Source organism: Chryseobacterium indologenes, from assembly GCA_016025055.1.
GTDB lineage: Bacteria > Bacteroidota > Bacteroidia > Flavobacteriales > Weeksellaceae > Chryseobacterium > Chryseobacterium indologenes.
The window spans coordinates 3,292,219-3,317,485 of record CP065590.1 but is presented as its reverse complement, the minus strand read 5'-3'; the positions used below and the strand labels follow the sequence as shown (position 1 = coordinate 3,317,485).

At 34.6% G+C, this 25,267-nt stretch carries 18 protein-coding genes and 7 pseudogenes; 12 read left to right on the top strand and 13 right to left on the bottom strand.

Translation table 11 applies throughout. The annotated features are described in order from the left end of the window. Positions 1 to 97: 97 nt before the first annotated feature. Complete coding sequence (locus tag H3Z85_15250; protein ID QPQ50756.1) at positions 98 to 1,171, top strand: ketoacyl-ACP synthase III; 1,074 nt, start codon at positions 98 to 100, stop codon at positions 1,169 to 1,171. 69 nt (positions 1,172 to 1,240) lie between these two features. Next, a complete protein-coding gene (locus tag H3Z85_15245) occupies positions 1,241 to 2,446 on the top strand; it encodes a metallophosphoesterase (GenBank protein QPQ50755.1) in 1,206 nt (401 codons plus the stop codon). A gap of 144 nt (positions 2,447 to 2,590) precedes the next feature. On the opposite strand, the pseudogene H3Z85_15240 reads toward H3Z85_15245, so the two are convergent. Then, a pseudogene (locus H3Z85_15240) lies at positions 2,591 to 3,344 on the bottom strand (polysaccharide deacetylase family protein). Between the two features lie 84 nt (positions 3,345 to 3,428). Continuing rightward, a pseudogene (locus tag H3Z85_15235) lies at positions 3,429 to 4,393 on the bottom strand (NAD-dependent epimerase/dehydratase family protein). A 736-nt stretch (positions 4,394 to 5,129) separates the two neighbouring features. Between H3Z85_15235 and ggt the strand changes: the two are divergent. Together ggt and H3Z85_15225 are read left to right on the top strand one after the other, a co-directional pair. Beyond that, positions 5,130 to 6,817 (top strand): annotated as a pseudogene (gene ggt / locus H3Z85_15230) (gamma-glutamyltransferase). A gap of 162 nt (positions 6,818 to 6,979) precedes the next feature. Beyond that, a pseudogene (locus H3Z85_15225) lies at positions 6,980 to 8,245 on the top strand (dicarboxylate/amino acid:cation symporter). Between the two features lie 118 nt (positions 8,246 to 8,363). On the opposite strand, the gene H3Z85_15220 reads toward H3Z85_15225, so the two are convergent. From H3Z85_15220 to H3Z85_15205, 4 genes are all read right to left on the bottom strand, one after another. Next, positions 8,364 to 9,215, bottom strand: coding sequence for a YegS/Rv2252/BmrU family lipid kinase (locus tag H3Z85_15220; protein ID QPQ53912.1), 852 nt, complete (start codon positions 9,213 to 9,215; stop codon positions 8,364 to 8,366). Positions 9,216 to 9,258: 43 nt separating this feature from the next. Beyond that, positions 9,259 to 10,083 carry a DUF3298 domain-containing protein gene (locus tag H3Z85_15215; GenBank protein ID QPQ50754.1) on the bottom strand — a complete coding sequence of 275 codons (825 nt, stop codon included), beginning with the start codon at positions 10,081 to 10,083 and terminating at the stop codon, positions 9,259 to 9,261. Between the two features lie 99 nt (positions 10,084 to 10,182). Next, positions 10,183 to 10,803 carry a hypothetical protein gene (locus tag H3Z85_15210; protein ID QPQ50753.1) on the bottom strand — a complete coding sequence of 207 codons (621 nt, stop codon included), beginning with the start codon at positions 10,801 to 10,803 and terminating at the stop codon, positions 10,183 to 10,185. Continuing rightward, on the bottom strand, positions 10,742 to 11,239 hold the full coding sequence (locus H3Z85_15205) for a transglutaminase domain-containing protein (protein ID QPQ53911.1): 498 nt from the start codon (positions 11,237 to 11,239) through the stop codon (positions 10,742 to 10,744). The genes H3Z85_15210 and H3Z85_15205 overlap by 62 nt, the downstream gene beginning before the upstream one ends. A 110-nt stretch (positions 11,240 to 11,349) precedes the next feature. Between H3Z85_15205 and H3Z85_15200 the strand changes: the two genes are divergently transcribed. Next, a complete protein-coding gene (locus H3Z85_15200) occupies positions 11,350 to 11,505 on the top strand; it encodes a hypothetical protein (GenBank protein ID QPQ50752.1) in 156 nt (51 codons plus the stop codon). Here H3Z85_15200 and H3Z85_15195 read toward each other — a convergent pair. After that, positions 11,479 to 11,682 carry a hypothetical protein gene (locus tag H3Z85_15195; protein ID QPQ50751.1) on the bottom strand — a complete coding sequence of 68 codons (204 nt, stop codon included), beginning with the start codon at positions 11,680 to 11,682 and terminating at the stop codon, positions 11,479 to 11,481. The two genes, H3Z85_15200 and H3Z85_15195, sit on opposite strands and share 27 nt — an antisense overlap. A gap of 314 nt (positions 11,683 to 11,996) precedes the next feature. Here H3Z85_15195 and H3Z85_15190 point away from each other — a divergent pair, with 314 nt between their 5' ends. From H3Z85_15190 to H3Z85_15170, 5 genes and pseudogenes are all read left to right on the top strand, one after another. Further along, positions 11,997 to 12,476: a hypothetical protein gene (locus H3Z85_15190; protein ID QPQ50750.1), complete on the top strand. Its 480-nt coding sequence runs from the start codon at positions 11,997 to 11,999 to the stop codon at positions 12,474 to 12,476. A gap of 5 nt (positions 12,477 to 12,481) precedes the next feature. Continuing rightward, positions 12,482 to 13,410: pseudogene (locus H3Z85_15185) on the top strand (IS1595 family transposase). Then, a complete protein-coding gene (locus H3Z85_15180) occupies positions 13,401 to 13,646 on the top strand; it encodes a hypothetical protein (GenBank protein QPQ50749.1) in 246 nt (81 codons plus the stop codon). The pseudogene H3Z85_15185 and the gene H3Z85_15180 overlap by 10 nt, the downstream one beginning before the upstream one ends. A gap of 63 nt (positions 13,647 to 13,709) precedes the next feature. Then, positions 13,710 to 13,883: a hypothetical protein gene (locus H3Z85_15175; GenBank protein ID QPQ50748.1), complete on the top strand. Its 174-nt coding sequence runs from the start codon at positions 13,710 to 13,712 to the stop codon at positions 13,881 to 13,883. Beyond that, a complete protein-coding gene (locus H3Z85_15170; protein QPQ50747.1) occupies positions 13,858 to 14,337 on the top strand; it encodes a hypothetical protein in 480 nt (159 codons plus the stop codon). The genes H3Z85_15175 and H3Z85_15170 overlap by 26 nt, the downstream gene beginning before the upstream one ends. A gap of 56 nt (positions 14,338 to 14,393) precedes the next feature. Here H3Z85_15170 and H3Z85_15165 read toward each other — a convergent pair whose 3' ends face one another. From H3Z85_15165 to H3Z85_15140, 6 genes and pseudogenes are all read right to left on the bottom strand, one after another. Then, positions 14,394 to 14,903, bottom strand: coding sequence for a DUF3857 domain-containing protein (locus tag H3Z85_15165; GenBank protein QPQ53910.1), 510 nt, complete (start codon positions 14,901 to 14,903; stop codon positions 14,394 to 14,396). Positions 14,904 to 15,357: 454 nt separating this feature from the next. Further along, positions 15,358 to 17,258: pseudogene (locus H3Z85_15160) on the bottom strand (DUF3857 domain-containing protein). Between the two features lie 113 nt (positions 17,259 to 17,371). Continuing rightward, on the bottom strand, positions 17,372 to 17,794 hold the full coding sequence (locus tag H3Z85_15155; protein ID QPQ50746.1) for a hypothetical protein: 423 nt from the start codon (positions 17,792 to 17,794) through the stop codon (positions 17,372 to 17,374). An 84-nt stretch (positions 17,795 to 17,878) separates the two neighbouring features. After that, the gene (gene gyrB / locus H3Z85_15150) at positions 17,879 to 19,813 is read right to left on the bottom strand and encodes a DNA topoisomerase (ATP-hydrolyzing) subunit B (protein ID QPQ50745.1); all 1,935 of its coding nucleotides are present in this window, start codon (positions 19,811 to 19,813) and stop codon (positions 17,879 to 17,881) included. 168 nt (positions 19,814 to 19,981) lie between these two features. Further along, a complete protein-coding gene (locus tag H3Z85_15145) occupies positions 19,982 to 21,184 on the bottom strand; it encodes a T9SS type A sorting domain-containing protein (protein QPQ50744.1) in 1,203 nt (400 codons plus the stop codon). 213 nt (positions 21,185 to 21,397) lie between these two features. Continuing rightward, positions 21,398 to 22,681 carry a T9SS type A sorting domain-containing protein gene (locus H3Z85_15140; protein ID QPQ50743.1) on the bottom strand — a complete coding sequence of 428 codons (1,284 nt, stop codon included), beginning with the start codon at positions 22,679 to 22,681 and terminating at the stop codon, positions 21,398 to 21,400. A 241-nt stretch (positions 22,682 to 22,922) separates the two neighbouring features. On the opposite strand from H3Z85_15140, the pseudogene H3Z85_15135 reads away from it, so the two are divergent. Both H3Z85_15135 and H3Z85_15130 read left to right on the top strand, forming a co-directional pair. Beyond that, positions 22,923 to 24,265 (top strand): annotated as a pseudogene (locus tag H3Z85_15135) (cytochrome ubiquinol oxidase subunit I). Then, entirely contained in the window at positions 24,262 to 25,266 is a 1,005-nt protein-coding gene (locus H3Z85_15130) for a cytochrome d ubiquinol oxidase subunit II (GenBank protein ID QPQ50742.1), read from the top strand. The pseudogene H3Z85_15135 and the gene H3Z85_15130 overlap by 4 nt, the downstream one beginning before the upstream one ends. The last annotated feature ends 1 nt before the right edge of the window (position 25,267 follow it).

The following is a 25,267-nucleotide window of genomic DNA, read 5'->3' as shown; positions in this document are numbered from 1 at the left end:
TGTAAAGTACAATTTTTGCAAATTTAATAATATTTTTAATTCTCCGTTATTAATATTAATTATTAACTTTGCATCTTTAAAAAAACAATATAAACGAATGCCGAATACGATCATTATTGGCTCTGGATCTTACATTCCGAACAGAGTTATTGGTAGAGATTACTTCATGAATTCCGAGTTCTATACTGAAGACGGAGTAAAGATTGAAAAGCCTGTGGAAGAGACCATTGCGAAGTTTGTAGAAATTACAGAAATCGAAAACAGGAGATTCATTGAGGATGATCTTTCCAACTCACAAATCGGATATGAAGCCGCTAAAATTGCCCTTGAGGATGCAAAAGTAGACGGCGAAGAACTGGATTATATTATTTACGCAAGTAATTTCGGGGAAGTTACTGAGAACGGATATGCTGATTTCATGCCTACAATGGCTGCAAGAGTAAAGAATAAGCTGGGTATTAAAAACAGAAAATGTGTAACGTATGATATGCTTTTCGGATGTCCGGGATGGGTAGAAGCTATGATTTTAGCAGACAACCTGATTAAAGCTAACGTAGCAAAAACAATTCTGGTTGTTGGAGGTGAAACATTAAGCCGTGTAACAGATCCACATGACAGAAACAGAATGATCTTTGCTGACGGTGCGGGAGCTGTAGTCGTAAAAGCCACTGACGATGAAAATGTTGGAATCATTGCTCACAATACAATCTGTGACAATGGCCCTGAATTAAATTACCTTGAGAATGCTCCGTCTATCAATAAAGAAGTTGACCAAAAGCGCCTTTACGTAAGAATGCTGGGAAGAAAAATTTATGAGTACGCTCTTAAAAACGTTCCCGTTGCCATCAAGGAAACGATCACAGATGCAGGACTATCCATTGAAGATATTGACAAAATCCTGATCCACCAGGCTAATGCGAAGATGGATTATGCCATGATTGAAAGGCTTCACAGACTTTATGATATCAAAGAGTATGATCATGCGATCTCTCCAATGACTATTCAGGACTTAGGGAACACCTCTGTTGCAACCATTCCTACGATGTATGATTTAATAATTAAAGGAAAAATGGCTGGTCAATCGTTTAAAGATAACGGGAACATTGTGATGACTTCGGTAGGTGCCGGAATGAACATCAATGCTCTTGTTTACAGATTTCCTAAAAAATAGCATTTAAACAATTAAAAATATAAAAAAGCACAAAGGAAATCTTCTTTTGTGCTTTTTTTACATCAGATTATGCAAAAGAATCTTTTAATCATTGCCGGAATCTTCCTGTTTTTGGAGATTTATATTTATCAGGCCGTAAGAACACTGACCGATAATTTCTGGCTGAGAACCGGCTACTGGGCAGTATCTCTGGTTATCTACGGAATTTTCGCCTACGAGGTAACCCATTATCAAAGGTCGGACCGCAGTATGATAAGAGCACAGATCATGATTTCACTGTTCCTGGTATTTATCCTTCCTAAAATCTTTGTCGTTTTATTTTTACTGATAGATGATATTTTCAGAATCGGAAGTTATGCTATCGGATTTACCCAGTCTGCAGACAATTTCTTTCCCGAGAGAAGAAAATTCCTGAGCCTTGCGGGACTGGGAATGGGCGGAGTGCTTTCTTTGTTGTTTATTGACGGAATAACGTTCGGGAAATACCGTCATAAAGTAAGAAGAATCAAAGTAAAGCTGGCGAATCTTCCCAAAAGCTTTAAAGGTTACAAAATCATCCAGATCTCCGATGTGCATAGCGGAAGCTTTTCAGACCCGGGGAAACTGCAACATGCTATTGATCTGATCAATGAGCAGAATCCGGATCTTGTTTTATTTACCGGAGATATGGTAAATAATGTAGCGGACGAATTCAAACCTTTTATTTCTCTGTTTTCGAAGATTAAAGCGAAAGACGGCAAGTTTGCGGTCCTTGGAAACCATGATTACGGAGATTATGTAACCTGGACTTCCCTTGATGCTAAAAAACAGAATCTGGACACCCTTATCGACTATGAAAAGCAAGCCGGCTTTGATATGCTGAGAAATGAGCACCGTGTCATTGAGAAAAACGGCGAAAAACTATACATCCTGGGGGTTGAAAACTGGGGACTGAAACCGTTTCCTCAATTTGGGAAGATCGATGATGCTTTGAAGGGGATTCCTGAATCTGCAACCAAGATCTTGATGAGCCACGACCCTACTCATTTTGATTATGTTGTAAAAAAACATCCGGGAAACATTCACCTGACACTTTCGGGACATACTCATGGGATGCAGTTTGGCCTGGACCTTAAAAATATAAAATGGTCGCCGGTTCAATACCGCTATCCAAAGTGGGCTGATTTATACGAAAGTGAGGGAAAGATGCTGTATGTCAACCGAGGTTTCGGGGTACTGGGATATCCTGGAAGAGTGGGCGTATTGCCGGAAATTACCCTTTTTGAACTGAATTAGAGATACGGGATCGAGTTACGAGTTACGTGGTGGACAATGACTATTTTTGTGGATGGCTATCTTAAACTTTGAATCTTGAGCTTAAACCCTTTAATTTAACACCTGCTACCTAATAGCTGCTACCTAATAACCGCTACCCAACATCTAAAAAATATAATCTTTCATACGGGAAACAGCAAGCTCTTTCCCATTAATAAAACTCAGGAGGGCATCTAATTTGTCCTCCATTTTTCTGCCTGAAAACAAAGTTCTGTAAAAAGGAATATGAAAACGGTATTTTTTAAAATCCGTAAACTGCCAGGTATTGAGATAGATCAGTACAAATTCTTCATTCTGTAATGTTTCCAGCATCATATTCTGGTAATATTTCATCGGCAGGATCTGAAAGGTAAAATCATTATAGGGCAACTGACTGTATGGTGAGATGCTTTCAGGAACAATACTCAATCCGTCTTCTTCCGTTATTTCAGTATCTCTTTTCAGTCTTTTAAAAGGAAAAAGAATATTAGCATTGTCGATATTGGAAACATAATTAAATTCCAGAAGCTTAAGACGTTCCTGAGGAATCTTTACATCCTTCTGACGGATTCCCCGAATTTGTTTTTCGAGCAGGTCCTGAATATTCTTCTTGGCATTTTCAATGTCATCAAGATTTGAATCTTTATTATAAAAAGCAATTTCATGCCCTTTGGATGAAATTGCTTTTATAAGATTCTGCAGTTTTCCGGTAAGGGAAACCTCCACAAAAAAAACTTGCTTTTATGTCATGAATATCTAAAATTCTGAGAATGGCTTTTGTATTCTCTTCAGTGATTTTCAATCTTTCTTCATCGGTTATTTTGAAGCTGTTTTGTACCTCAGCCTCAATTTCTATAATGTTGAAAGTTAATAAAATCATTTAAATTAAATTTTAGATGAAAATTATAATATACTAAAAATCAGATGTTAAATAAAAGTTTAAATAAAGCTTTACTTTACATTATTAATTCTTTGCTAATTTCACTTTCAGATTTTTGATCATATCTTTCGACATTTCTGAAATTCCAAAATCATAAGACAGTCCCCAGTCTTTTTCGCTACGGAATCATCAATTGAAGCCGGCCACGAATCCGCAATTGCCTGTCTGAAATCCGGCTGATAATCGATTGAGAAATCAGGAATTTCTTTCTTGATTTCTTCTGCCAATTCTTTCGGCGTAAATGACATTCCTCCTAAATTATAAGACGAACGAACGGTCAGACTTTCTTTGGGAGCATCCATTAACTTCAGGGTTGCGTTAATAGCATCGTCCATATACAACATCGGCATTCCGGTGTTTTCAGAAATGAAGCTTGTATATTTGCCCTCCTCTATTGCTTTGTAGAAAATCTCAACAGCGTAATCGGTTGTTCCGCCACCTGCAGGAGTTTTCCATGAAATCAATCCGGGATATCTGATACTTCTTACATCCACACCATATTTGTCGAAATAATACTCGCACCACTTTTCACCTGCCATTTTTGAGATCCCATATACGGTAGTAGGATTCAGAACGACATCCTGTCCTACATCATGCTTAGGAATTCCTTTTCCAAATACAGCGATAGAACTTGGCCAGAAGATCTTTTTAAGGAGTCCTTCCTTTGCCATTTCACAAAAATGAAGCAGAGGTTCAAGATTTAATTTCCATGCAAAAATTGGCTGCTTTTCAGAAGTTCCGGATAAAAGGGAAGCTAAGTGATACACTGTAGTGATATCATAGTCTTTAATCACCTGTCTCACTAACTGTGTATTGGTTACATCCATTCTTTCATAATGCCCCGCAGAAGTAATTCCTTCCTGCCATCTGTCCAGTCCTGAAGCAACAACATTTTCTGCTCCGTGAATTTCAACAAGTCTGTTCGTCAATTCGGTGCCGATTTGTCCCAAGGCACCTGTAATCAGTATTCTTTCCGTATAGGATTCCATTTTTCAGATTTTTTTAGAATTGTACAAAAGTAAAAAAAACATGTTAACCATAATAAAAAAGGTGTATTTAAAAAAACACACCATTGATTTTCTGTAGGAAAATATTTCAAAATTGAGGTAAACCGGATCCGGTTAAAAGCTCAGATTCAACCGTACAAAGAGAAATCTTCCGTTCATTCCAAACTGGGAAATATTCCTGGAATATACAAACTGATAATTCGCATAGAGAGCACATTGGTGAATAAGGAATATTGGGAGCATTACTTATATTTCCAAAAAAAGAATTGATATTAATCCGTTTTTAAGAGCTCTTTGTTCAATCTCATTATAACTTAAAATGATTTCTCAATGAAATAGTCAGGTTCCTTGGTACTTAGTCTTTTAAACAGGATTTCTATAAATTTAAAATGTGACGGGTTTTCTCGCTATGGCTTGGCACCTTTACTTTAATTACGCAAGCGAAAGATAATTACCTACTCCTAAAAGAATAGTGAGATCTGTAGCAAAAATAAAAGTGTAAAAGGAATCTATCCGTACAGCAAAAACTACATTAAACGAAAGGAAAAGATACGTTTAGAAAATTCAATAAAAATGTTAAAATTTATATGGCATTAGCTCTTCTTAATTTTTGATTAGTTTTTGTTGATAGATACACAAAGAAATTTTGTTACAAGAACAATCAACACCAACGGTTTACATAAAAATCGGTAATTTTGTTATAAAGAAAAACAATCATATGAAGAAGATCTTAATTGCTTCGATCCTGTTGATAAGTCAACTGAGCTGGGCTCAGTTGACCAATTTCAATACTATTAAGGAAGTTCAGGTAAAAAATAAGGGCGTTGTAGTTTCTGCACATCCCTTAGCCAGTGAAGCGGGAGCCGCAATCTTAAGGATGGGAGGAAATGCCTATGATGCTATTACCGCAACACAGTATGCACTGGCTGTTGTCTATCCGCAAGCAGGCAATATCGGAGGCGGCGGATTTTTAGTAGGGGTAAAAAACAATGGGGAAAAATTTACATTAGATTACAGGGAAACAGCTCCGAAAAAAGCTTCCCGGGATATGTATATTGATAAAAAGGAAAAGCCGATACCGATCTTTCTCAGAACGGAAGACTGGCGGTAGGAATTCCGGGAAGTGTTGCCGGTTTTTTTGCTACTTTAAAGCACTGCAAGCTACCTATGGAAAAGATTATTCAGCCTGCCATTGATCTTGCTGAAAAAGGATTTGCCATCACAGATAAAGAGGCAGAAATGCTGAATAGCCAAAGAGAAAAATTTCAGAAACATAATAGGTCTTCTATTATTTTTGTAAAAGACGCTCCATGGAAAGCAGGAGATCTATTAATTCAAAAAGACCTTGCCGAAACCTTAAAGCTGATCCAAAAATTGGGAGCAAAAGGATTTTACGAAGGAAAAACAGCTGATCTGCTGGTTGCAGAAATGAAAAGAGGCAACGGAATCATTACCCTGGAAGACCTTAAAAACTATAAAGTCGCAGAGAGAAAAGCTCTTGAATTTGACTATAAAGGAAATGATGTTGTCACCATGCCTTTACCTTCAAGTGGCGGGGTACTTCTGGCCCAAATGCTGAGAATGGCGAGTTTTGAAAATCTTGAAAAATATCAGCAGAACTCCACGAAGGCTGTTCAGATTATGGCTGAAGCAGAAAGAAGAGCCTTTGCAGACAGAGCAGAATATATGGGTGACCCTGATTTTATTCAGGATAAAACTTCTTATTTGATCTCTGATGAATACCTGAAAGGCAGATGGAAAAATTTCAGTTTTGATAAAGCAACTCCAAGCTCTGAAGTGGGAAAAATCATAGCCCAGCCTAATGAATCTATGCAGACCACTCATATTTCTGTACTGGATAAGGATGGAAATGCGGCTTCTGTGACCACAACTCTTAATGGTTATTATGGAAGCAAAGTTTTGGTTTCAGGCGCAGGTTTCTTTTTAAATAACGAAATGGATGATTTCTCTATCAAGCCGGGAGTACCCAATATGTTTGGAGCCGTTGGTGGAGAAGCCAATGCCATTCAGCCTAATAAAAGAATGCTTTCATCTATGACTCCAACTATTATTCTTAAGAACGGAAAACCTTTTATGGTGGTAGGAACTCCCGGAGGAACAACCATTCCCACTTCAGTTTACCAGTCTATTGTGAATGTTGTAGATTTTAAACTGAATGCCAACATTTCAGTGAATGCACCGAAATTTCACCATCAGTGGCTTCCTGAAACGATAACGGTAGAAAATAATTTTCCGGAAAGTACCATTACCGAACTGAAAAGTAAAAATTACGTCATTGAAAAAACAAAATATATTGGAAAAACAGAGATGATTGTTCTGGATGACAAAGGGAATATCCATGCAGTCGCAGATGGTCGTGGAGATGACTCCGTGGCGGTTGAATAATCATTTCCCGTATCGGAGGGAATTACAAAATTTATAATAATACATTTGATAATGACATTTCGGCGGGGCTTTCAGCCCCGCCGAAACTTTTTCATGACATTCGTCATGTTTTTATAAAAAATTCATACTTTCGCACTTTCAGAAATGTAAAATTATTTCACTTTGAAAGCAAAAAAAATATATCAGCATCTTTATTTCCAGGTGATCGTCGCAATTGTTTCGGGCATTCTTTTAGGACAATTCTATCCTGAATTGGGAGAAAAAATGAAACCACTGGGAGATGGTTTTATCAAACTTGTAAAAATGATCATTGCTCCGGTTATTTTCATTACCCTTACTTTGGGTATTGCTCATATGACTGACCTAAAAAAAGTTGGAAGGATTGCTGTAAAAGCGATGATTTATTTTTTCACGTTTTCAACATTAGCTCTTATCATTGGCCTTGTGGTAGGTAATGTACTGCAACCCGGCCACGGTCTGAATATTGATCCGGCAAGTCTTTCCGGTGATGTTTCCCAATATCAGGCAAAAGCCCACGAATCAACACTGACGGGCTTCATTATGAATATTATTCCTGAAACACTGTTTAGCCCCTTGGTAGGTGAAAACATACTTCAGGTTCTTTTGGTTGCTATTTTAATGGGTGTTGCATTGGTTTTAACTAAGGAAAAGAGCGGGAATGTCACTCATTTTTTACAGGATCTGTCTGCTCCGGTATTCAAAATTGTTCATATGCTCATGAAACTTGCTCCTATCGGTGCTTTCGGAGCCATGGCTTTTACGATAGGAAAATATGGTCTTCATTCGGTACTGAATCTGATATTTCTGGTAGCTACTTTTTACATTACTTCCATTCTTTTTGTCGTTCTTGTTCTGGGAGCGGTAGCATGGTATAACGGATTCAATATTTTCAAGCTTTTATTTTACCTTAAAGAGGAGCTTCTTTTGGTATTGGGAACGAGCTCTTCAGAATCTGCACTTCCGGGAATTATGGAAAAAATGGAAAAAGCAGGATGTTCGAAAGCTATAGTAGGTCTTGTAGTTCCCACAGGCTACTCGTTCAATCTGGACGGCACCAATATTTATATGACTCTGGCCTCTTTGTTTATTGCTCAGGCATTAAATATTCATCTTTCTCTTGACAAACAACTGATGCTGTTATTGATTGCTATGTTAAGTTCCAAAGGTGCTGCAGGAGTTACGGGAGCAGGATTTGTTACGTTAGCAGCAACATTAGCAGTAGTTCCGGAAATTCCGATTGCAGGAATGACCCTGATCTTAGGAATTGATAAATTTATGAGTGAATGCAGAGCGCTTACGAATGTTATCGGAAACTCTGTAGCCACAGTCGTAGTTGCCGATTGGGAAAAACAACTGGACCAGGAACAGTTTCATTATTGTTTAAATCATCCTCAGGAAGTTGAAAAAAGATGGAAGTGTAGACAGGCTGCAGAAACTAAAGCTGGCCCATCGTTACTTCAGTTTGCAAACAGAGAATTTGTTATAAGAATTACGAAATCAGCCTGTTATCGATCAACCAGCGATTTTAAATCAAAATATTTAAGCTTGATGGCTGTACCTTCACATGAACAGGAGATTCAATCTTGTTAAACTCACCATCAAGATGCCAATTTTTGGTATTGACTTTAAATGATATTTCGGAAACGGGAAGATAGGTCACATATTCATCATCTTTCAGTCTCTTGGTAAACATTCTGAAAGCAAAAAGAGCAGAATAAGTAAGAGGAAACTTTTTTACCAAAACCATATCCACCAGTCCATCACTTTTACTCGCCTTGGGAGCAATATAGGCATTATTTCCAAACTGTCTTGTATTGGCGATATTCAGCATCAGGTATTTACCGTTATACTGCTTATATGCTTCATCAGAAAATTTCACCTTGATCGGTTTATAATTGAAGAAGGTTTTCAGGGAAACTTTAATGTAATTTTTGAATCCGCGGCTGGTTTTCTCAAATTCTTTAACTACTTTTCCATCAAATCCTGTCCCCGATACATTGATCGACAAACGGCCATTTACTGTGAACGTATCAATCTTTCTGGATTTTTTGGCTTTTATCTTTTCCAGCAACTCATCGAGGTTTTTATTAAAGCGGGTTTCATTAGAAAAACCGTTTCCTGAACCGGCCGGAAAAATGGCCAGAATTTTATCTGTATTGATCAGATTTTTTGCTACTGTAGAAATGGTACCATCCCCACCTATTGCTACGAAAATATCCACTTTATCAAAATATGTCTGAATAAACTCATCTGTTCCGGCAATAGATTCGGAGATATAATATGACGGGTTATCAACTTTTTTTTTCAGTTCGCTGAGAAACGGCTGATAATTTTTCTTAGCCGAAAAAGGATTGATGATAAAAGCTACTTTTTCCATTACCGCAAAATTAAAAAATGCTTCCTGAACCGGAAGCATTTATTTACTTAATTTTCATTCTTTCTTTAAATTCGGCATTTAAGGTTCCTTTGAGTTCTTCCCACGAAACAGGAATTGTAATATCTCCGGCAGCAAAAGCCGCAATTTCGTACGGACTGTAATGGAAATACAGGTTTTTGTCATCAAAATAGAAATTATCAGAGACTGGTATTTTATCAACCAGCAGCATTTCAGAATTTTTTACCTCGCCATTCTCATCCGTTGTTCCACTTTTTATGGTATTGATATTCTTCATTAGGATCGCTTCGATTGCGCCCGATGGCATGGAAGTAATATCTTTTAATTCAAGTTTTTTATTATTCTTAAGGTCAAAAACCCTCTCCGAATATCCATATTCATCATGTGCGCCACCAATATAGGCATTGGTTTCATACTGAATATGCATATAGCCGTTGATATTGGATTTTAAATTCATGGAAGAATTTGAATACCACTTCTGAGCACGGGTCACTTCAGTAATCCAGTCCTGATTCTCCTTTTTTATAGAATTGAAATACTCATTTTTCTGATTTTCCAGAAAGGTCTGTAGTCCTGTTTTGGAAAAATCTTTAATTTTCGGATCCTGAAAATAAATACTGTCTAAGAGTTTTTTATCTTTTACTGAAGGAAAAACCAAAAGCTTTGAAGTAAAAGCAAGCGTTAATGAATCGGCAACCTTCGTAGAGTCATTTATTTTAACAGAATCTACGGCAAAGTCTTCTGCTTGTTTTTCAGCCGTTTCCGTAACTGTTCCTGCTTTTTCATTTTTTGTACAGGCAGTAAATGCTAAGAATGAGGATAAAGCCAAAACGGCAACTGTATTTCTCATAGTTTCAATTTTAATGGTAAATACAAAAACCATTCAAAACATGAACGGTTTTTATAAAATCTTATTCTAAAGATACTCATTTCAGAAAATATACACTAATTATTTCTTACTTAAGCTGATTACCTGGTTTTCGCAATCTGAAATCATTTTCCAAATTTGTTTAAAAGCCGGATAAAACTCCTTAGGGTAAGTTGCACGCTGTACTTCTACCTTAGTTGTTAAAATAACCTTTCCGTTTTTTTCTTCTATAATATATGAATAACCAATCTCTTTATCATCTGTTTTAATTTTCTTATTCTTTGGAAAATCAGCTATTTTATAGTTTTCAGGAATGTTGATTTCGATTCTTTTCTCTTTAACAAATCCGGAAATGAAATCAATAGGATACTTTCTAGCTTCTACCTGATTAAAAATTTCAACATCATTTTTAAGAAATAAAACGGGATTTATGATCAACTTCTCTCCAACTTTATCCAAAAGATTGCTGCTGGAAAATTTTAGCTTAGTCTCAAAGTTTGAATTGTCCAATAATTTTGAGCCCACGTCCACACTATTTATACCAAATTTATTATTAAAAGATTGATTATATTTATCATTATTAAAGTCAAAATCTTCGTATGTTTCCAAAGCATACATTCCACTTTCTTCTTGAACAAAATTACCTGTTACCTCTAAATCTTCCGGGTTTAATGTTGCTTGAATAAAATATTTTTTTTTCACTTATATTATTATTTACAAAAGTCATCTCAGTCCCTTTGTCCTTTTCAAATAAAATCCCAAAGTCATTCCAGTTCCTCTGACGCATCAAATTTGCCTTTGCATTATATGAAGTTGCGTCATAAAGGTTAATCTTACCATTAATTTTAGCTGACGCCAATGCATAATTCATACTGTTAAGATCAATCGAAGCAATATTAAAAATTCCGTTATCCACAGTTGAAATTAGAAAAGGGTTAGCTTCAATACCTGAATTTCTAAGTAACATGACAAGAAATAAATTGAGGTCTGCACTGTTTCCTGTTTTTGATTTTAATAACTGTTTAATATTTTGACTTGGTATGATACTACTTTGTTTATTCCATTTATAATTTGTTTTAACAAAATTAAATACCTTATTAGCCCTTTCATTAGCCTCATAATAATTTTTGGTAACTATACGCCATTCTACACAAGTTTAATTTTGTGTAGATTTTTTTTGAACAAAACAACAAAGACCAACTATTAAATTAGTAGGTCTTTTTTATTAACAATTTTAAATTTTACAAAATGGAAACAAAAGAATCTTTTACTGATTTTCAAGAAGCAGTAAGAAAAATTTTAGAAATCTTAAATGAAAGAAGTCTATATGAAAACAAAAAGATTTTAGAAAAAGTTAATGAAATACTTGAGAGCTCATCAATCCTCAAAAGATCTGTTAATTAAATCTTGAAAATCTGTTATTGACATTCTTGATTGAATCTGTCTTCCATCACCCAGAACAATAGTGATGTTTCTTTCTCCATTTTCTTGAAATACTGGCACATAGAAATATTTTATTTGAGTAACATTTATATAATACCTTTCAGTATCAAGGGCATAAACTTCTATAAATCCTTTCATAAATTAGTAATTTTTTGAGGTTAAATTTACAATAAAAAGGTATAATTTTTGTATTTTTGTAGGAATATTTATCGAACAGAAAGCGTTAAGCTATTTTAATCTGGGTTCTGAAATCTGACAGTTTCGACACTTTGCCCCACACGATTAAAGTAACTGATGCTCACTCCATATGGTGTGGGTATATGTTGCTATTTATCATTGGGGCAGGTTTTGTCAGAACCTCAGAACAGGATTATAGTCTACAAACCCACGCCTTTCTTTTTTAAACCAAAAATATTTCTACTTTGGGTTTGAGTGGATTAGAAAATTCACTTATGAAAAAAATTATCTTTTCCTTATTTATGTTAATGGGAACTTTTTGCTTTTCCCAAACTGTAACTAAAAAGTATAACTCATATTATAACAGATATGATTATTTCGATTCTTCATCAAACCTCATAGGTTATGAAAAATACAATAGTTACTCTGGAAGATGGGAGTATTATAGCTTAAAAAGCCCTCAACAATCAAGGCAACCTTATCAGTATAAAGATCCTGAACAATTAGATATTTCTAATTTGGGGAACGCTGCAACCACTTTGCAAAACAGATATAATAGCAATCAAAAAAATGCTCAATCTGTTGTAGATGATATTCTTTATCAAATAAAGTCTTTAGATATATCTGATGATCGTAAAAACAGGATCATTGAATCTTTTAACAAGACTGTTATTAATAATATGGAAAGCCTTTATAGAGGTAATGTTAGTTGGCTTTATGATGCTGCTAATACAATCATTAAGAATACAAATTAGGAAATATGTTTAACACCAACATAAAATCAGTATTTGAATTAACTCAAACCTTTTCAACAGAACAGGATTGCATTGATTATTTGGAAATGTTGAAATGGAACAAACTTCCTGTAAGTCCTTTTGATGAAATTTCAAAAGTATATAAGTGTAAGAATAATCAATATAAATGTAAGAATACAGGCAAGTATTTTAATGTTAAGACAGGAACAATGTTTGAGAACTCTAAAGTTAGTCTTCGCAAATGGTTTATGGCTATTTGGCTTGTTACTTCCCACAAAAAAGGGATTAGTTCTATACAATTAGGAAAGGATATTGGAGTGAGACAAGCAACAGCATGGTTCATGTTACAAAGAATTAGAGCCTGTTTTGGTATTGAGAATAATAATGAGCTTGAAGGTATTGTAGAATGTGACGAAACTTTTATTGGAGGCAAGAACAAGAACCGTCACAAAGACAAGAAGGTTCCACACTCACAAGGCAGAAGTTTCAAAGACAAAGTTCCTGTAATGGGAATGTTGCAAAGAGATGGTAAAATGAATGCATATGTTGTAGATGATACAAAAAGAAAAAGTATTCAACCTTTGATTTGCAGATATGTAAATCCTGAGAAAACAATATTAATAAGTGATGAATGGTGGGCTTATAAAGGCTTAGATAAATATTATACTCATAATGTAATAGACCATTCTAAAAAAAAGAGTATGTAAGTTTGCAGGACAATAATATACACACAAACAACATAGAAGGAAGTTGGAACATATTGAAAAGAAGTATTTCAGGAATGTATAATCACGTTTCTAAAAAGCATCTTCAAAAATATGTTGATGAATTTGTGTATAGATTTAACCTGAGAAAGGTCACAGACCAAGAAAAATTCAGATATTTGTTGTCAAATTCAAATGTCCGAACTAAGTATAAAGAATTATGTCATTAGGTGAAGTGCTTAAAGAAAAAAATGTGAGATACATTACAAAAGATGGTGTAGATTATTTTTATGTTGAAGATATAAAGAAAAATTATGAATACTTTGCATTCGATGGAACTGAAATAATTTACATAGACGATATTCCTTTAGTTGACGGCAAACATGTGCTTAAATTAGTGGAATTCGATTTGAGTATGAAAAAGGTTTTAAACTTTAAACCTAAAAAGAAAGATAAAGAATCTTAATTTAAAAATCAAGGTTTTTGGTAATATAAAAGAATGGTTCTATATTTGTATTTAATTGTAAATATGAAATATAAGGATAAAAAAGTCCTTGAATGGACTATAATAGATGGAATAAAATACCCTAAAAAAGTAGTGTATTTGGTTGATAAATTACCTAATAGAGATAAAGGTAATGGTAAAATGATAGATACTGTTTTTCAAAATAAAGCAAATGTACGATTGGACAGAAAAAGGTAACTATGTATTTGAATTTTTCACAGATAACCATGATGTTTATTATCTTTACCTAAAACCAAAAGAAGATCATTTTGCTGATTTTTGCTCGGAATGTAAAGATATTTATGAGGTAGATTTAAAATGTGTTTCTGGAAAACCTACACCTGACGAAAGAGTCAAAGAAACTGTCATTGCTATTTTAAAACAAGTTTTAACTGAACGATGCCAGAGCTTAGTGTTTTTTTGTGATAACGAGGGAGGAAAAGCGGAATGTAGGGAAATACTTTTTAACAGATGGTATGAAGCAGAAGATGAGGCTGACGAGAAAGTACAAAGATTTGTAAGGAGCCATTGTGAAGATTTTGAAGGAAGTGATTGTTTCAACATGTATTTTATAGCAGATAAGGATTGTTATAATTTTAAGGACAATGTTAATGATTTCTTTTCATGTGACCATATAGAACAAGAGGACTAATTAATTTTAGCCCTCTTTTATTTTTAACAAGTTAGTGTAAACTAGCGTATAATTACCTAATTTTTAATTTCTTCGGGTAAAATTCCTTTAACATCACTTTTTAAAAATCCTCCAAATTTATCATCTTCTGATAATAATTCTGCAACATTGTTCCAATCTTTAGATTTATCATAAGTATATTCTCTGGATCGATATCGCGTTAATAGATAAGCTAATTGAGCTTTTAATTTTGCTTTATGCCTGCTTAAATCTTTCACAAATAATTCATTTTTAACTGGTTTTACATTTTCATAACCAAATCTGTAAATATTATATAAAAGATTACTCCTATTCTCCGTAATTGAAATATTATATTTTGGAACAAGCATATTTCCAGGGTTGTTAAAGGTATAAGCCAAAGTTTCAGGATATTCCAGATTAAACTCCTGATATACAACCGGAATATTATGTTCAAGCACATGGCTAAGATTGAAAAAATTAGCATCTCCTACTTTATATCTATATTCAATCACAGAACCATTTAGAATATTGGGAAAAGCAATTTTATAAAATTTAAGGCCCTTTATAAAATTTTCCTTTAACTGATCTTTTTATCGACAGTAACTTTTTCTACCTTGTCTCCTGCCAGATTATATACTGTAGCTTCGAATTCTAATAATCTTTCTCCAGTTTGCATAGGAATTTCAAGATTTAGCCATTCTTCAGCTTTATTTTTATCATAAATTTTAATTTTAGAATAATATTCTTTTTCTAATGATTGGTTTGGAAGGATATTAAACCTTACAATATTATATAATATTTCTGCAGGGGCATCCTTTTCAATTAAGGAGCTCGTTTTTTTTTACATCAGTTTCATTGAAAATGGGAAACGAAAGAAATTTATGGGTTTGTGACCACATCAAATTAGAAGATGTAATAAGGAGTACATTTAAGGCTACATTCTTAAATTTCATAGCTTTTTATTATGGTTATTAATTAATATAATAAGTGTTATACTTAAATTAAAATATATAATTCATTCTAAATATTTTCTCTAATGGACATCAAAACTTTAGCATTATCAGCATTACGTATTTTCTTTCTAAAATTTATATAATCTTTATACTTGTCTTTGGGGTATATTCCTTTTATAATTTTAAGAGTTCTTTTTACAATAAGTTTATCTGCTATTTTTGAAAAGGCAATACTATAAATACCAAATTCCGAATTAAGGGTTACATCTTCGGGAATAGCTTTTATATAATAACCGGAAGGAAGTTTATAATCTATAGTATAGTTATCCTGAAAAGAGAATTTATTTTCAAAAGGTAATGCCCTATCTTTCTCATCGGTATGGAAAATATCATCATACAGAGGAACGGCTCTAAAAACATAATCATTTCCCAGCATCTTAGTGTAATTAGCGGCCTTAAAATCAATGTCCAAATCTATCATCGCTTTATCCTTATCATTGGTAATTTTCGTTATATCTAGATTTTCAAAATCTAAAGTTGATAACTTTTTTACCAATCGATCTTTTCTTTCCTTTTCAGAAAGCATAACATACATTAGATGATAATCATATTGGCTTCCCCGATATGAAAATCTAGCCTTCCCCGAAACAGAGCTACCTGCTGTTAATTGGATTTCAACAGTCTGATTATCTCCACTCTGCTCCGCAGTATAACTGGGAGTTTGTATAATTTCTATTCCATCCGATTTTACGGCCAAAGTATTTCTATCTGTTGTACTGAAACTTAAATGATTAAATGCTATCTCCTGAGAGGTATTTTCCAGCCAGATATTTCCTTTTTCTGTAGGTATCATGAGTATAACATGATTTCCAGACATTTTTGGAAAATCTTTATCAAAACTTACAGGAGAATAATCAGAATTAATAATACAGTAGTTAGACTGAATTCCAGCTTCATCAAGAAGTATTTTCATATAGTTAGTTAAACCTTTACAATCCCCGTATCCTTTTTTTTGTACTTCATCTGGCAGCATGGGTTGCCAGCCACCTATTCCGAGAGCAACAAATACATATCGGGTTTTACTCTGCATATATTGATATATTTTTTTTACCTTCTCTTCTATTGTTCCTGTCAGATTTAATGAAGCAATTTCAGATTTAATATTCGGAGTAGAAATAGAAACAGGATAAAGCAGATTTTCGTAATACCATTTTCCAAAGTCTTGCCACGAAGTGATACTCCCCCTTTTACCCACAAGATTAAACTGATCCAGAGAGAAACTAACCTTTGGTAATATTGTTTGAGGGCTAGGCACCATTTTACCATTATCGATAGCCGGTATATCCTTAAAAAGTATGATGAGGCAATCTTGTCAGTCTTTACCTCTACTTGGCCATAAGAGAACTGAGAATCATAGACTTTTGACCGCAGATTAATGTTTGATTTATTAATAACATTTAACTTACTTTCTTGTAATGAAATATTATAAGTATAAAAAGGAATAAAATCTGGAATAAAAACCGTAGTTTCATCCTTAAGTTCATAAGTGAATTCTAGCGTATAAGGAAATTGTGAATAATTGTAAGGAAGAATAAGCATCCTATTGTCAGAGTAAAATGATCCTTGAGGATTGGCTGCAATATCAACAAAATCACTCTTTGAGTAAGTTTTAACTTTCACTCCCTTTTCATCATAAATTATAACTTTTATCCCTGATATATTCCCTCCCTTGCTATAGCCTATTCTCGGAATAGAATATGAAACTCCATCATTATTGAGAACTGTAATTACAGATGTTTTTTTATACTGAATATCATCAATCTTATTAATTTCTATAACTTGATCTTCTTTTCTGATGACAACATTCGCATTTTTCTTTAAATGTTCAGGAATTGCAGAAACCGCATATGTCTGCGCATAATAGAATGGAGCCGTAGATATGGCCGCTAGAAATAATATTTTCATCATAGTTATTAAAAGTAGGCAAAAATAATGAAATCTTAACAACTGTTAAAAATTTCCATTAAAAAGACTTTTATAAAATAAAAAAGACTTCGTTTCTGAAGTCTTTTTCCAATTTTTTAATCATTTGGAATTCTTTTGCTATCATAAGTATCACTCCCCAGCCCAAGAACAGGAATAAAAATAAACCCGAGGAAGAGTAACAGGATTGTATACAAAGGAGTTTCTTTTGCAAAACCTTTAGCTAATCTATCATAGGTAACCCAGATGGCATAGATATTTACCAAAGGGATACAGAATAAGATAATCCACCATATGGGTTTTTTAACAATCTCTAAAAGTACAATCGTGTTGTAAATGGGAATAAAAGCAGCCCATGCATCTTGCCTTCCGGCTTTTTGAAAGATTTTGTACATGCAATATCCATAGAAAACATAGAACAATAAGCTCATGATCATCGTTCCTATACCAAATCCTGCAGCAGCTGCACCGCTAGCCGCATCCATCCCATTATAAGGGTCTGTTTGTAAAAGAGTTAACATATTTATTTGTTTTTTTTGGTTACTCCAAATATAAAAAAAGCTTCTAAATAATTAGAAGCTTTTTAGGGTATATTTTACAAATGCCTAGGCATCAATTTTTGCATATTTTGCATTTTTCTCGATAAACTCTCTTCTTGGTGGAACCTCATCTCCCATCAGCATTGAGAAAATACTATCTGCTTCAACGGCATTGTCGATTGTCACCTGCTTCAGAATTCTATGTTCCGGATTAAGCGTTGTTTCCCAAAGCTGCTCAGGATTCATCTCTCCAAGACCTTTGTAACGTTGTACTTCCACTCCTCTACCGTCCGGAGACATATCTAAGGTAAACTCTTCACGTTCTTTTTCGTTATAAGCATACACTTTTTTATTTCCTTTTTTCAATAGATATAAAGGTGGCTGAGCGATATAGATATATCCGTTCTCAATCAATTCTTTCATATATCTGAAGAAGAAAGTAAGGATAAGCGTAGAAATGTGAGAACCGTCAATATCGGCATCGGTCATGATTACGATCTTATGGTATCTCAGTTTAGCCATATTCAATGCTTTGCTGTCTTCCTCCGTACCTACTGAAACTCCAAGAGCCGTATAAATATTTCTGATCTCCTCGTTATCATATACTTTATGAAGCATAGATTTTTCTACGTTCAGAATCTTACCTCTTAGTGGAAGGATAGCCTGGAAGTGTCTGTCACGCCCTTGTTTAGCCGTTCCACCTGCGGAATCTCCCTCTACAAGGAATATTTCAGACTCTGCCGGATCCTTTGAAGAACAGTCAGATAGTTTTCCCGGAAGACCGGAACCTCCCATCGGAGATTTTCTCTGAACCATTTCACGTGCTTTTTTAGCAGCCTGTCTTGCTTTAGCCGCCAAAACAACCTTTTGAACGATCAGTTTAGCTTCATTAGGATTTTCTTCTAAGAAGTTAGTAAGCATTTCCCCTACAATTTTATCTACAGCACCGGAAACTTCAGAGTTACCTAATTTAGTTTTCGTCTGTCCTTCAAACTGAGGTTCCATTACCTTTACAGAGACTACAGCGGTTAATCCTTCACGGAAGTCATCACCTGTAATTTCAACTTTCTCTTTTGCAGGCAATCCCAACTCATCGGCATATTTCTTAAGAGTTCTTGTTAAAGCTCTTCTGAAACCTGCAAGGTGAGTACCTCCTTCATGAGTATTGATGTTATTTACATACGAGTGAAGATTCTCGTTGAAAGAAGTATTGTAACGCATAGCTACTTCTACCGGAATATCATCCCTTTCACCTTCCATGAAAATCACGTGCTCCATAATAGATTCACGGTTTCCGTCAATGTAGGCAACGAATTCTTTCAAACCTCCTTCAGAATGAAAAACTTCTGAACGGAAAGATCCATCTTCTAATTTTTCTCTTTCATCGGTAAGGGTAATTGTAATTCCCTTATTCAGATAAGAAAGTTCTCTTAAACGGCTTGCTAATGTATCATAATTATATACCAGTTCCGTAAAGATTGTATCATCCGGTTGGAAAAACTGCTTGGTTCCTTTTTTCTCGCTATGCCCGATTTCCTCAACCTGAGTTTGCGCTTTTCCTTTAGAATATATCTGCTGGTAAATATTTCCGTCTCTGTAAACAGTAGTTACCATTTCGTTGGAAAGTGCATTCACACACGAAACTCCAACTCCGTGAAGACCTCCTGAAACCTTGTAAGAATCTTTATCAAACTTACCTCCGGCTCCAATTTTTGTCATTACAACTTCAAGGGCTGATTTCTGCTCTTTTTCGTGGAAATCAACCGGGATACCTCTACCATTATCAATAACTTCAATTCCGTTTCCTTCCTTGATGCTTACGAAGATTGTGTCGCAGTATCCTGCCAATGCCTCGTCAATAGAGTTGTCTACTACTTCATAAACCAAGTGGTGAAGTCCTCTTGTTCCTACATCACCAATGTACATTGAAGGACGCATACGAACGTGCTCCATTCCTTCCAATGCCTGAATACTACTAGCTGTATATTGTTTTTGACTCATATTAAATATTAAAAATCCTGCTCTATGCAAAGACTTACAAATATCGTGATTTTTTTCGACGTATGAAAGTTAAAAAGTGTCAAAAAAGTATTGTTATCAGCATAAAAAAGAATGCTAAACAGCATCGTTATTTTTAGAGTAATTTAGGTAAGTCTAATAAAATTATCATTATTTCTTAATAAACTTACTTTTATATATTTTATCATTTACAGTTGCTTCTATCATATAACTTCCTGTTGCTATATCTTTAATATCAACTTCAGATTTTTTACTAGAAAGAACAAATTCACCTGTCATTGTATAAATATTGATTTTGTTAATCTTATCATTCTTTCCAACTTCAATAGTAATAAAATCGGATGCAGGATTAGGATAGATCTTAATACTATTATTGTATTTCATATCCTGAAGGCCTAACGCAGGAGTACCATTTCTTGTGTATTTAAGGCTTTTGTATGAAACCATGCTACTTCCTGCTACTTTGTTAAAACATATATACTCATTATCATTGATGACTTTACCTAAAAGATTATCCGCAAACGAATCAGGAGCCATGAAATAAGATGAATTGCCATGAAAGTTGGTATCCAAACTTCCATTAGAATTTATTCGTGCTATGAACGAATTAGTCTCTCCTACTCCTATTGCTCCTCCGAACAAAAGAACACTACTATTGGAATCTAAATCTATATTATTTATATTTATTGTTTTTCCTGTATTGAATGATGCAATATCAAATACCCCGTTAGTCCCAAACGTAGTATCAATAAGCCCGTTAGATGCATACTTTTTTATAATCTGTTGTGTTCCTATTTTGTTAAATACAAATATTTCGTCTAAGTTATTTACCACAATTTGGTTATTATTAGAATCAAGGTAAGTAATCCCCTGATCACCAAATGTATTATCTGTCTGTCCTTGATAAGTATATCTTTTTAGATAATTCTTGGAAACAGAAGAATCATTGTATGTAATTAATACATTGTTATTAGATAATTGTGTTAACCCAAAAACAGGTTTTGCATCTAAATCTGAGCTAATAAAATTAGGATCTATTACTCCATTAGCATCTATCTTAAGAATTTTTTTATTTCCACCACTTATAGCTATGACAAATAAAGATTGATCTACATTTTCAATCATATAATTAAAATTTGCCAAGCGATTATTAGAAAAAGATAAAATACCATTTGTCCCAAAGCTTGTGCTTTTCACTCCATTAAAATCAAACTTACCTACTCTTTCAACCGGAGTAGTCCAATATGGATTCAATGAATAAACATATAGACTATTATTTACAACTTTTATCAAACTAGCATATGTCAAATCATTTGCTACTACACTTAAAGATCCATTAACACCAAATGTCATATCTTTTTTCCATCTGGTCGATATTTAGTAATATCACTGTCAAGCCAGAGAATACTTCCGTTTTGCAATATTGATTGCAACGGGTTTCTGTTAGTGTTATTCATTGTAGTGTGAATAAACGGATTCGTTTCATATGTTTGGTCTTTTTTCACGTGCATTTGAGCTTGTAAACTCACAGCAAACAACATTACAAAAAGGAATTTTTTCATATTTCTACTTTTTAACAAATTTAGTTTTGTAATTTTTATGTTTTGTAACCACTTCAATTACGTAATTACCTGTAGTAAGATGTTTAACATTAATTTCGGTTTTATTTGTAGACAATATGAAATCTCCCGTCATAGTATAGACATTTATTCTATTAACCTTTTCATTATTTTCTACTTTAACATAAAGAACTTCTGTTGTAGGATTTGGATAAACCTTGATATTGTCTGTTTTATTATTTCTTACTTCATTTAAATTGAGATTCTGATCTACAGTTATTATTGATTGATCCTGCGTTCTTACATATTTTTTTGTTCTATCAACAAAACTGTTCAAACTGTACCTTCTATTATCTACACACACATAAGTATTATCATCTATCAAACTTGCATTTAATATAATACCATGATCCGAAACATACTTATAATTTCCGTTGTTAAATGTATTATCAAGATCTCCGTTATTTTTCAACCTATAAATTACAGTCTGGTTATATCCATATGCCTGACCTCCTCCAAAAAAAAGAATATTATTATTTGAATCTATTTTCACGCTCTTAATACTACCTGGAAAATTTCCTAAAACTGTTCCTCCAGTACCAAAAGTACTATCCTCTACTCCTGCAGATGTATATCTTGTAATTCCTGTTGAATTATTTGCATAGATATTACCGGAAGTAGTATCTATAATATAATGATTTAGACCGGTAAAGGTTCCCAAATTACCATAAGTAAGGTCCTGTCCTCCATTTAAATCATGTTTTGTTACATATAAAAAAGAAGGGTATTCAAGGCGGAACACATAAAAATCATTATTTATAAAATAGAAATCATTTGCAGGAACGCTAATTGCAAATGAATTATCGATTTGCCCATTAGGAAGTATTTTCTTTATTTCCTTATTACTTGAAAAATATAAAGAAGAATCAGAATTTAAAAATATTTTGGAAATACTTTGAGAATATGTAACAATCCCATTCACACCAAATGACATATCAGGAGTACCCGTTAAGCTATATTTTGCAATCTTATTAACTAATAACAAATATATTCCTTGATCATTAGCAAAAATGTTAGTACCATAGGAACTGTAAACACCAACATCAACAATTCCCCCAATTCCAAAACTGGAATCTATTAAACCACTCGGCAGAATCTTACTTATTTTACTACCATAAAAAATATACATACTGCCATCACCATTTATTGCAGTTTTTAAATTCTCAGCAGAATAATACTCCCGTGAATTGTAATTATTTAAGCGCCCTACATAATATTGACTAAGCGCCATGAAAGGAAATAGCAAGGATAAAAAAGGATTCTCAATTTCATAATATTTAGTTTTCGCAAAGGTACAAATATTTACTATTTATTTTGCATAGAATACTAATCCTAAATCCACTTAACCCAGCTTAATTTAGATGTTGTCAAAATTTTTAAAGTTAAAATCTATTTCTTACATCTAGACTGTTGTAAATCATATTCCACATCCATAATTTATGCGTAAATTTATTTACTGAAAAGTTGATATTATGGATGATTTTATTGCTGCCCGTGCCCAGATGGCGCTTTCTCTGGGCTTTCATATTATATTTTCCTGTGTGGGTATGGTGATGCCTTTCTTAATGGCTTTTGCTCACTGGAAGTATCTTAAAACAAACAATGAAGTTTATAAAGGTCTTACCAAAGCCTGGAGCAAGGGAGTCGCTATCCTTTTTGCCACCGGAGCCGTTTCAGGAACTATGCTTTCTTTTGAGCTGGGGCTTTTGTGGCCTGGATTTATGAAACATGCCGGTCCTATTTTCGGGATGCCATTTTCTCTTGAGGGAACAGCATTCTTCATTGAGGCTATTGCCATCGGATTTTTCTTGTATGGTTGGGAAAGGTTCAACAAATGGTTTCACTGGTTTTGTGGTTTCCTGGTAGGAGTAAGCGGATTAGCTTCAGGAATTCTGGTTGTAGCCGCCAACGCATGGATGAACTCTCCGGCCGGCTTCGATTATATCAACGGGCAATATCTCAATATAGATCCTATCAAAGCGATGTTCAATGAAGCCTGGTTTCCACAGGCACTCCATATGACAGTGGCCGCTTTTTGTGCCACGGGATTTGCTGTAGCCGGAGTTCATGCCTTTATGATCATGCGAAAAAGAATGTTGAGTTTCATACCAAAGCTTTCAGAATTGCTGTCGGTTTCGCCCTTATCGGAGCATTTGGTGCGCCTTTAAGCGGTGATGTAGCTGCGAAGTCCGTAGCTGAAAGACAACCCATTAAACTGGCTGCCATGGAGGCTCATTTTGAGACAGAAAAAGGGGCAGCATTTGTCATTGGGGGAATTCCTGATGAAGAAAAAGGTGAAATTAAATATGCCGTTAAAATTCCAAAGGTTCTCAGCTTTCTGGTAAGTAATGATTTTAATGCGGAAGTAAAGGGACTTAAAGATTTCCCGAGGGACGAATGGCCTCCGGTTGCGGTAGTTCATTACGCTTTTCAGATCATGATTTTCTTTGGAGTTATTATGATTTGTATCGGGGCGGTTTACCTGTATGCGTTCTTCTTTAAAAAGCAATGGTTATCCAGACACTGGTTATTAAAAACGTTTTTAATTGCGACTCCTTTCGGGTACATTGCGCTTGAAGCAGGATGGACTGTCACAGAAGTCGGAAGACAACCATGGATTATCTATGGTATCATGAGAACAGTGGATGCGGTAACGCCCATGCCTGGAATACAATATTCATTCTACTTCTTCACTGCGATCTTTATATCGTTGTCATTGATTCTGATATTCCTATTAAGAAGACAGGTACAAATGGTACCAAAACTTTATGACCCAACAGACCCACAGTTTAACGATAAAAATAAAAAATCATGATCTATATTGTTATAGGCTTTCTATGGCTTTCCATCTGTCTTTATATTATTTTGGGTGGCGCTGACTTTGGGGCAGGTATTGTTGAACTTTTTACCAATAAAAAAGCCCGGCATAAAACCCATGAGATCATGTACGAATCTATTGCTCCTGTCTGGGAAGCCAATCATATGTGGCTTATTATTGCCATTGTTATTCTTTTTGTAGGCTTTCCTGAGATCTATACGACCATGTCTACGTATCTCCACATTCCCTTAGTGCTCATGCTTGTTGGGATTATTGCGAGAGGAACAGCGTTTACCTTCAGACATTATGATGCAGTAAAAGATAACTGGCAGGTTTTATATACACAGATATTTTATTATGCGAGTCTTTTGACCCCTTTTTTCCTGGGGCTCATTGCAGCGGCAACGGTTTCGCATTCCATCAATCCTGATGCAACCACGTTTCCGGATCTGTATATTTTTAGCTGGCTCAACTGGTTTGGGGTCTCGGTTGGTCTATTTACGGTAGCTCTTTGTGCCTATCTGGCCTCTATTTTTTCTTTAAGAGAAACCAGAGATAAACAGGAACTGCTATTGATGATCAGAAAATCAAAACAAACCATGATTTTTGTAGTGATTACAGGAATTCTCGTCTTTGCTACTGCCTATATTTCAGATATTCCCCTTTTGATGTGGGTATTTTCAAAACCTTTGGGAATTATGGCTATTGCTTTTGCAACCATTGCATTGCTGTTGATACTTCGGGCGTTGAACCGCCAGAAATTGCTTCCTGTACGTGCATTGGCAGGGTTCCAGATGGTAATGATCCTTGTGGCTGCCACTTATCAGCATAACCCGAATATTATCCTGTTGGGAAATGGGCAGCATCTTTCACTTTTAGAACATATGGCGCCTGAAAAAACAATCTCTGCTTTAGGATGGGCTTTAATGCTGGGATCATTATTTATTCTACCGTTTTTGTTTTATCTGATGGCTTCATTCAGCAAACTGAGAAAGTAAA

What these genes read in the sequence shown, in the direction of transcription:
- H3Z85_15250 (QPQ50756.1), top strand. Translation starts at nt 98, where the DNA reads ATGCCGAATACGATCATTATTGGCTCTGGATCTTACATTCCGAACAGA.
- H3Z85_15245 (QPQ50755.1), top strand. Translation starts at nt 1,241, where the DNA reads ATGCAAAAGAATCTTTTAATCATTGCCGGAATCTTCCTGTTTTTGGAG.
- H3Z85_15220 (QPQ53912.1), bottom strand. Translation starts at nt 9,215, where the DNA reads ATGGAAAAAGTAGCTTTTATCATCAATCCTTTTTCGGCTAAGAAAAAT.
- H3Z85_15215 (QPQ50754.1), bottom strand. Translation starts at nt 10,083, where the DNA reads ATGAGAAATACAGTTGCCGTTTTGGCTTTATCCTCATTCTTAGCATTT.
- H3Z85_15200 (QPQ50752.1), top strand. Translation starts at nt 11,350, where the DNA reads ATGGAAACAAAAGAATCTTTTACTGATTTTCAAGAAGCAGTAAGAAAA.
- H3Z85_15195 (QPQ50751.1), bottom strand. Translation starts at nt 11,682, where the DNA reads ATGAAAGGATTTATAGAAGTTTATGCCCTTGATACTGAAAGGTATTAT.
- H3Z85_15190 (QPQ50750.1), top strand. Translation starts at nt 11,997, where the DNA reads ATGAAAAAAATTATCTTTTCCTTATTTATGTTAATGGGAACTTTTTGC.
- H3Z85_15180 (QPQ50749.1), top strand. Translation starts at nt 13,401, where the DNA reads ATGTCATTAGGTGAAGTGCTTAAAGAAAAAAATGTGAGATACATTACA.
- H3Z85_15175 (QPQ50748.1), top strand. Translation starts at nt 13,710, where the DNA reads ATGAAATATAAGGATAAAAAAGTCCTTGAATGGACTATAATAGATGGA.
- H3Z85_15170 (QPQ50747.1), top strand. Translation starts at nt 13,858, where the DNA reads ATGTACGATTGGACAGAAAAAGGTAACTATGTATTTGAATTTTTCACA.
- H3Z85_15155 (QPQ50746.1), bottom strand. Translation starts at nt 17,794, where the DNA reads ATGTTAACTCTTTTACAAACAGACCCTTATAATGGGATGGATGCGGCT.
- gyrB (QPQ50745.1), bottom strand. Translation starts at nt 19,813, where the DNA reads ATGAGTCAAAAACAATATACAGCTAGTAGTATTCAGGCATTGGAAGGA.
- H3Z85_15145 (QPQ50744.1), bottom strand. Translation starts at nt 21,184, where the DNA reads ATGACATTTGGTGTTAATGGATCTTTAAGTGTAGTAGCAAATGATTTG.
- H3Z85_15140 (QPQ50743.1), bottom strand. Translation starts at nt 22,681, where the DNA reads ATGGCGCTTAGTCAATATTATGTAGGGCGCTTAAATAATTACAATTCA.
- H3Z85_15130 (QPQ50742.1), top strand. Translation starts at nt 24,262, where the DNA reads ATGATCTATATTGTTATAGGCTTTCTATGGCTTTCCATCTGTCTTTAT.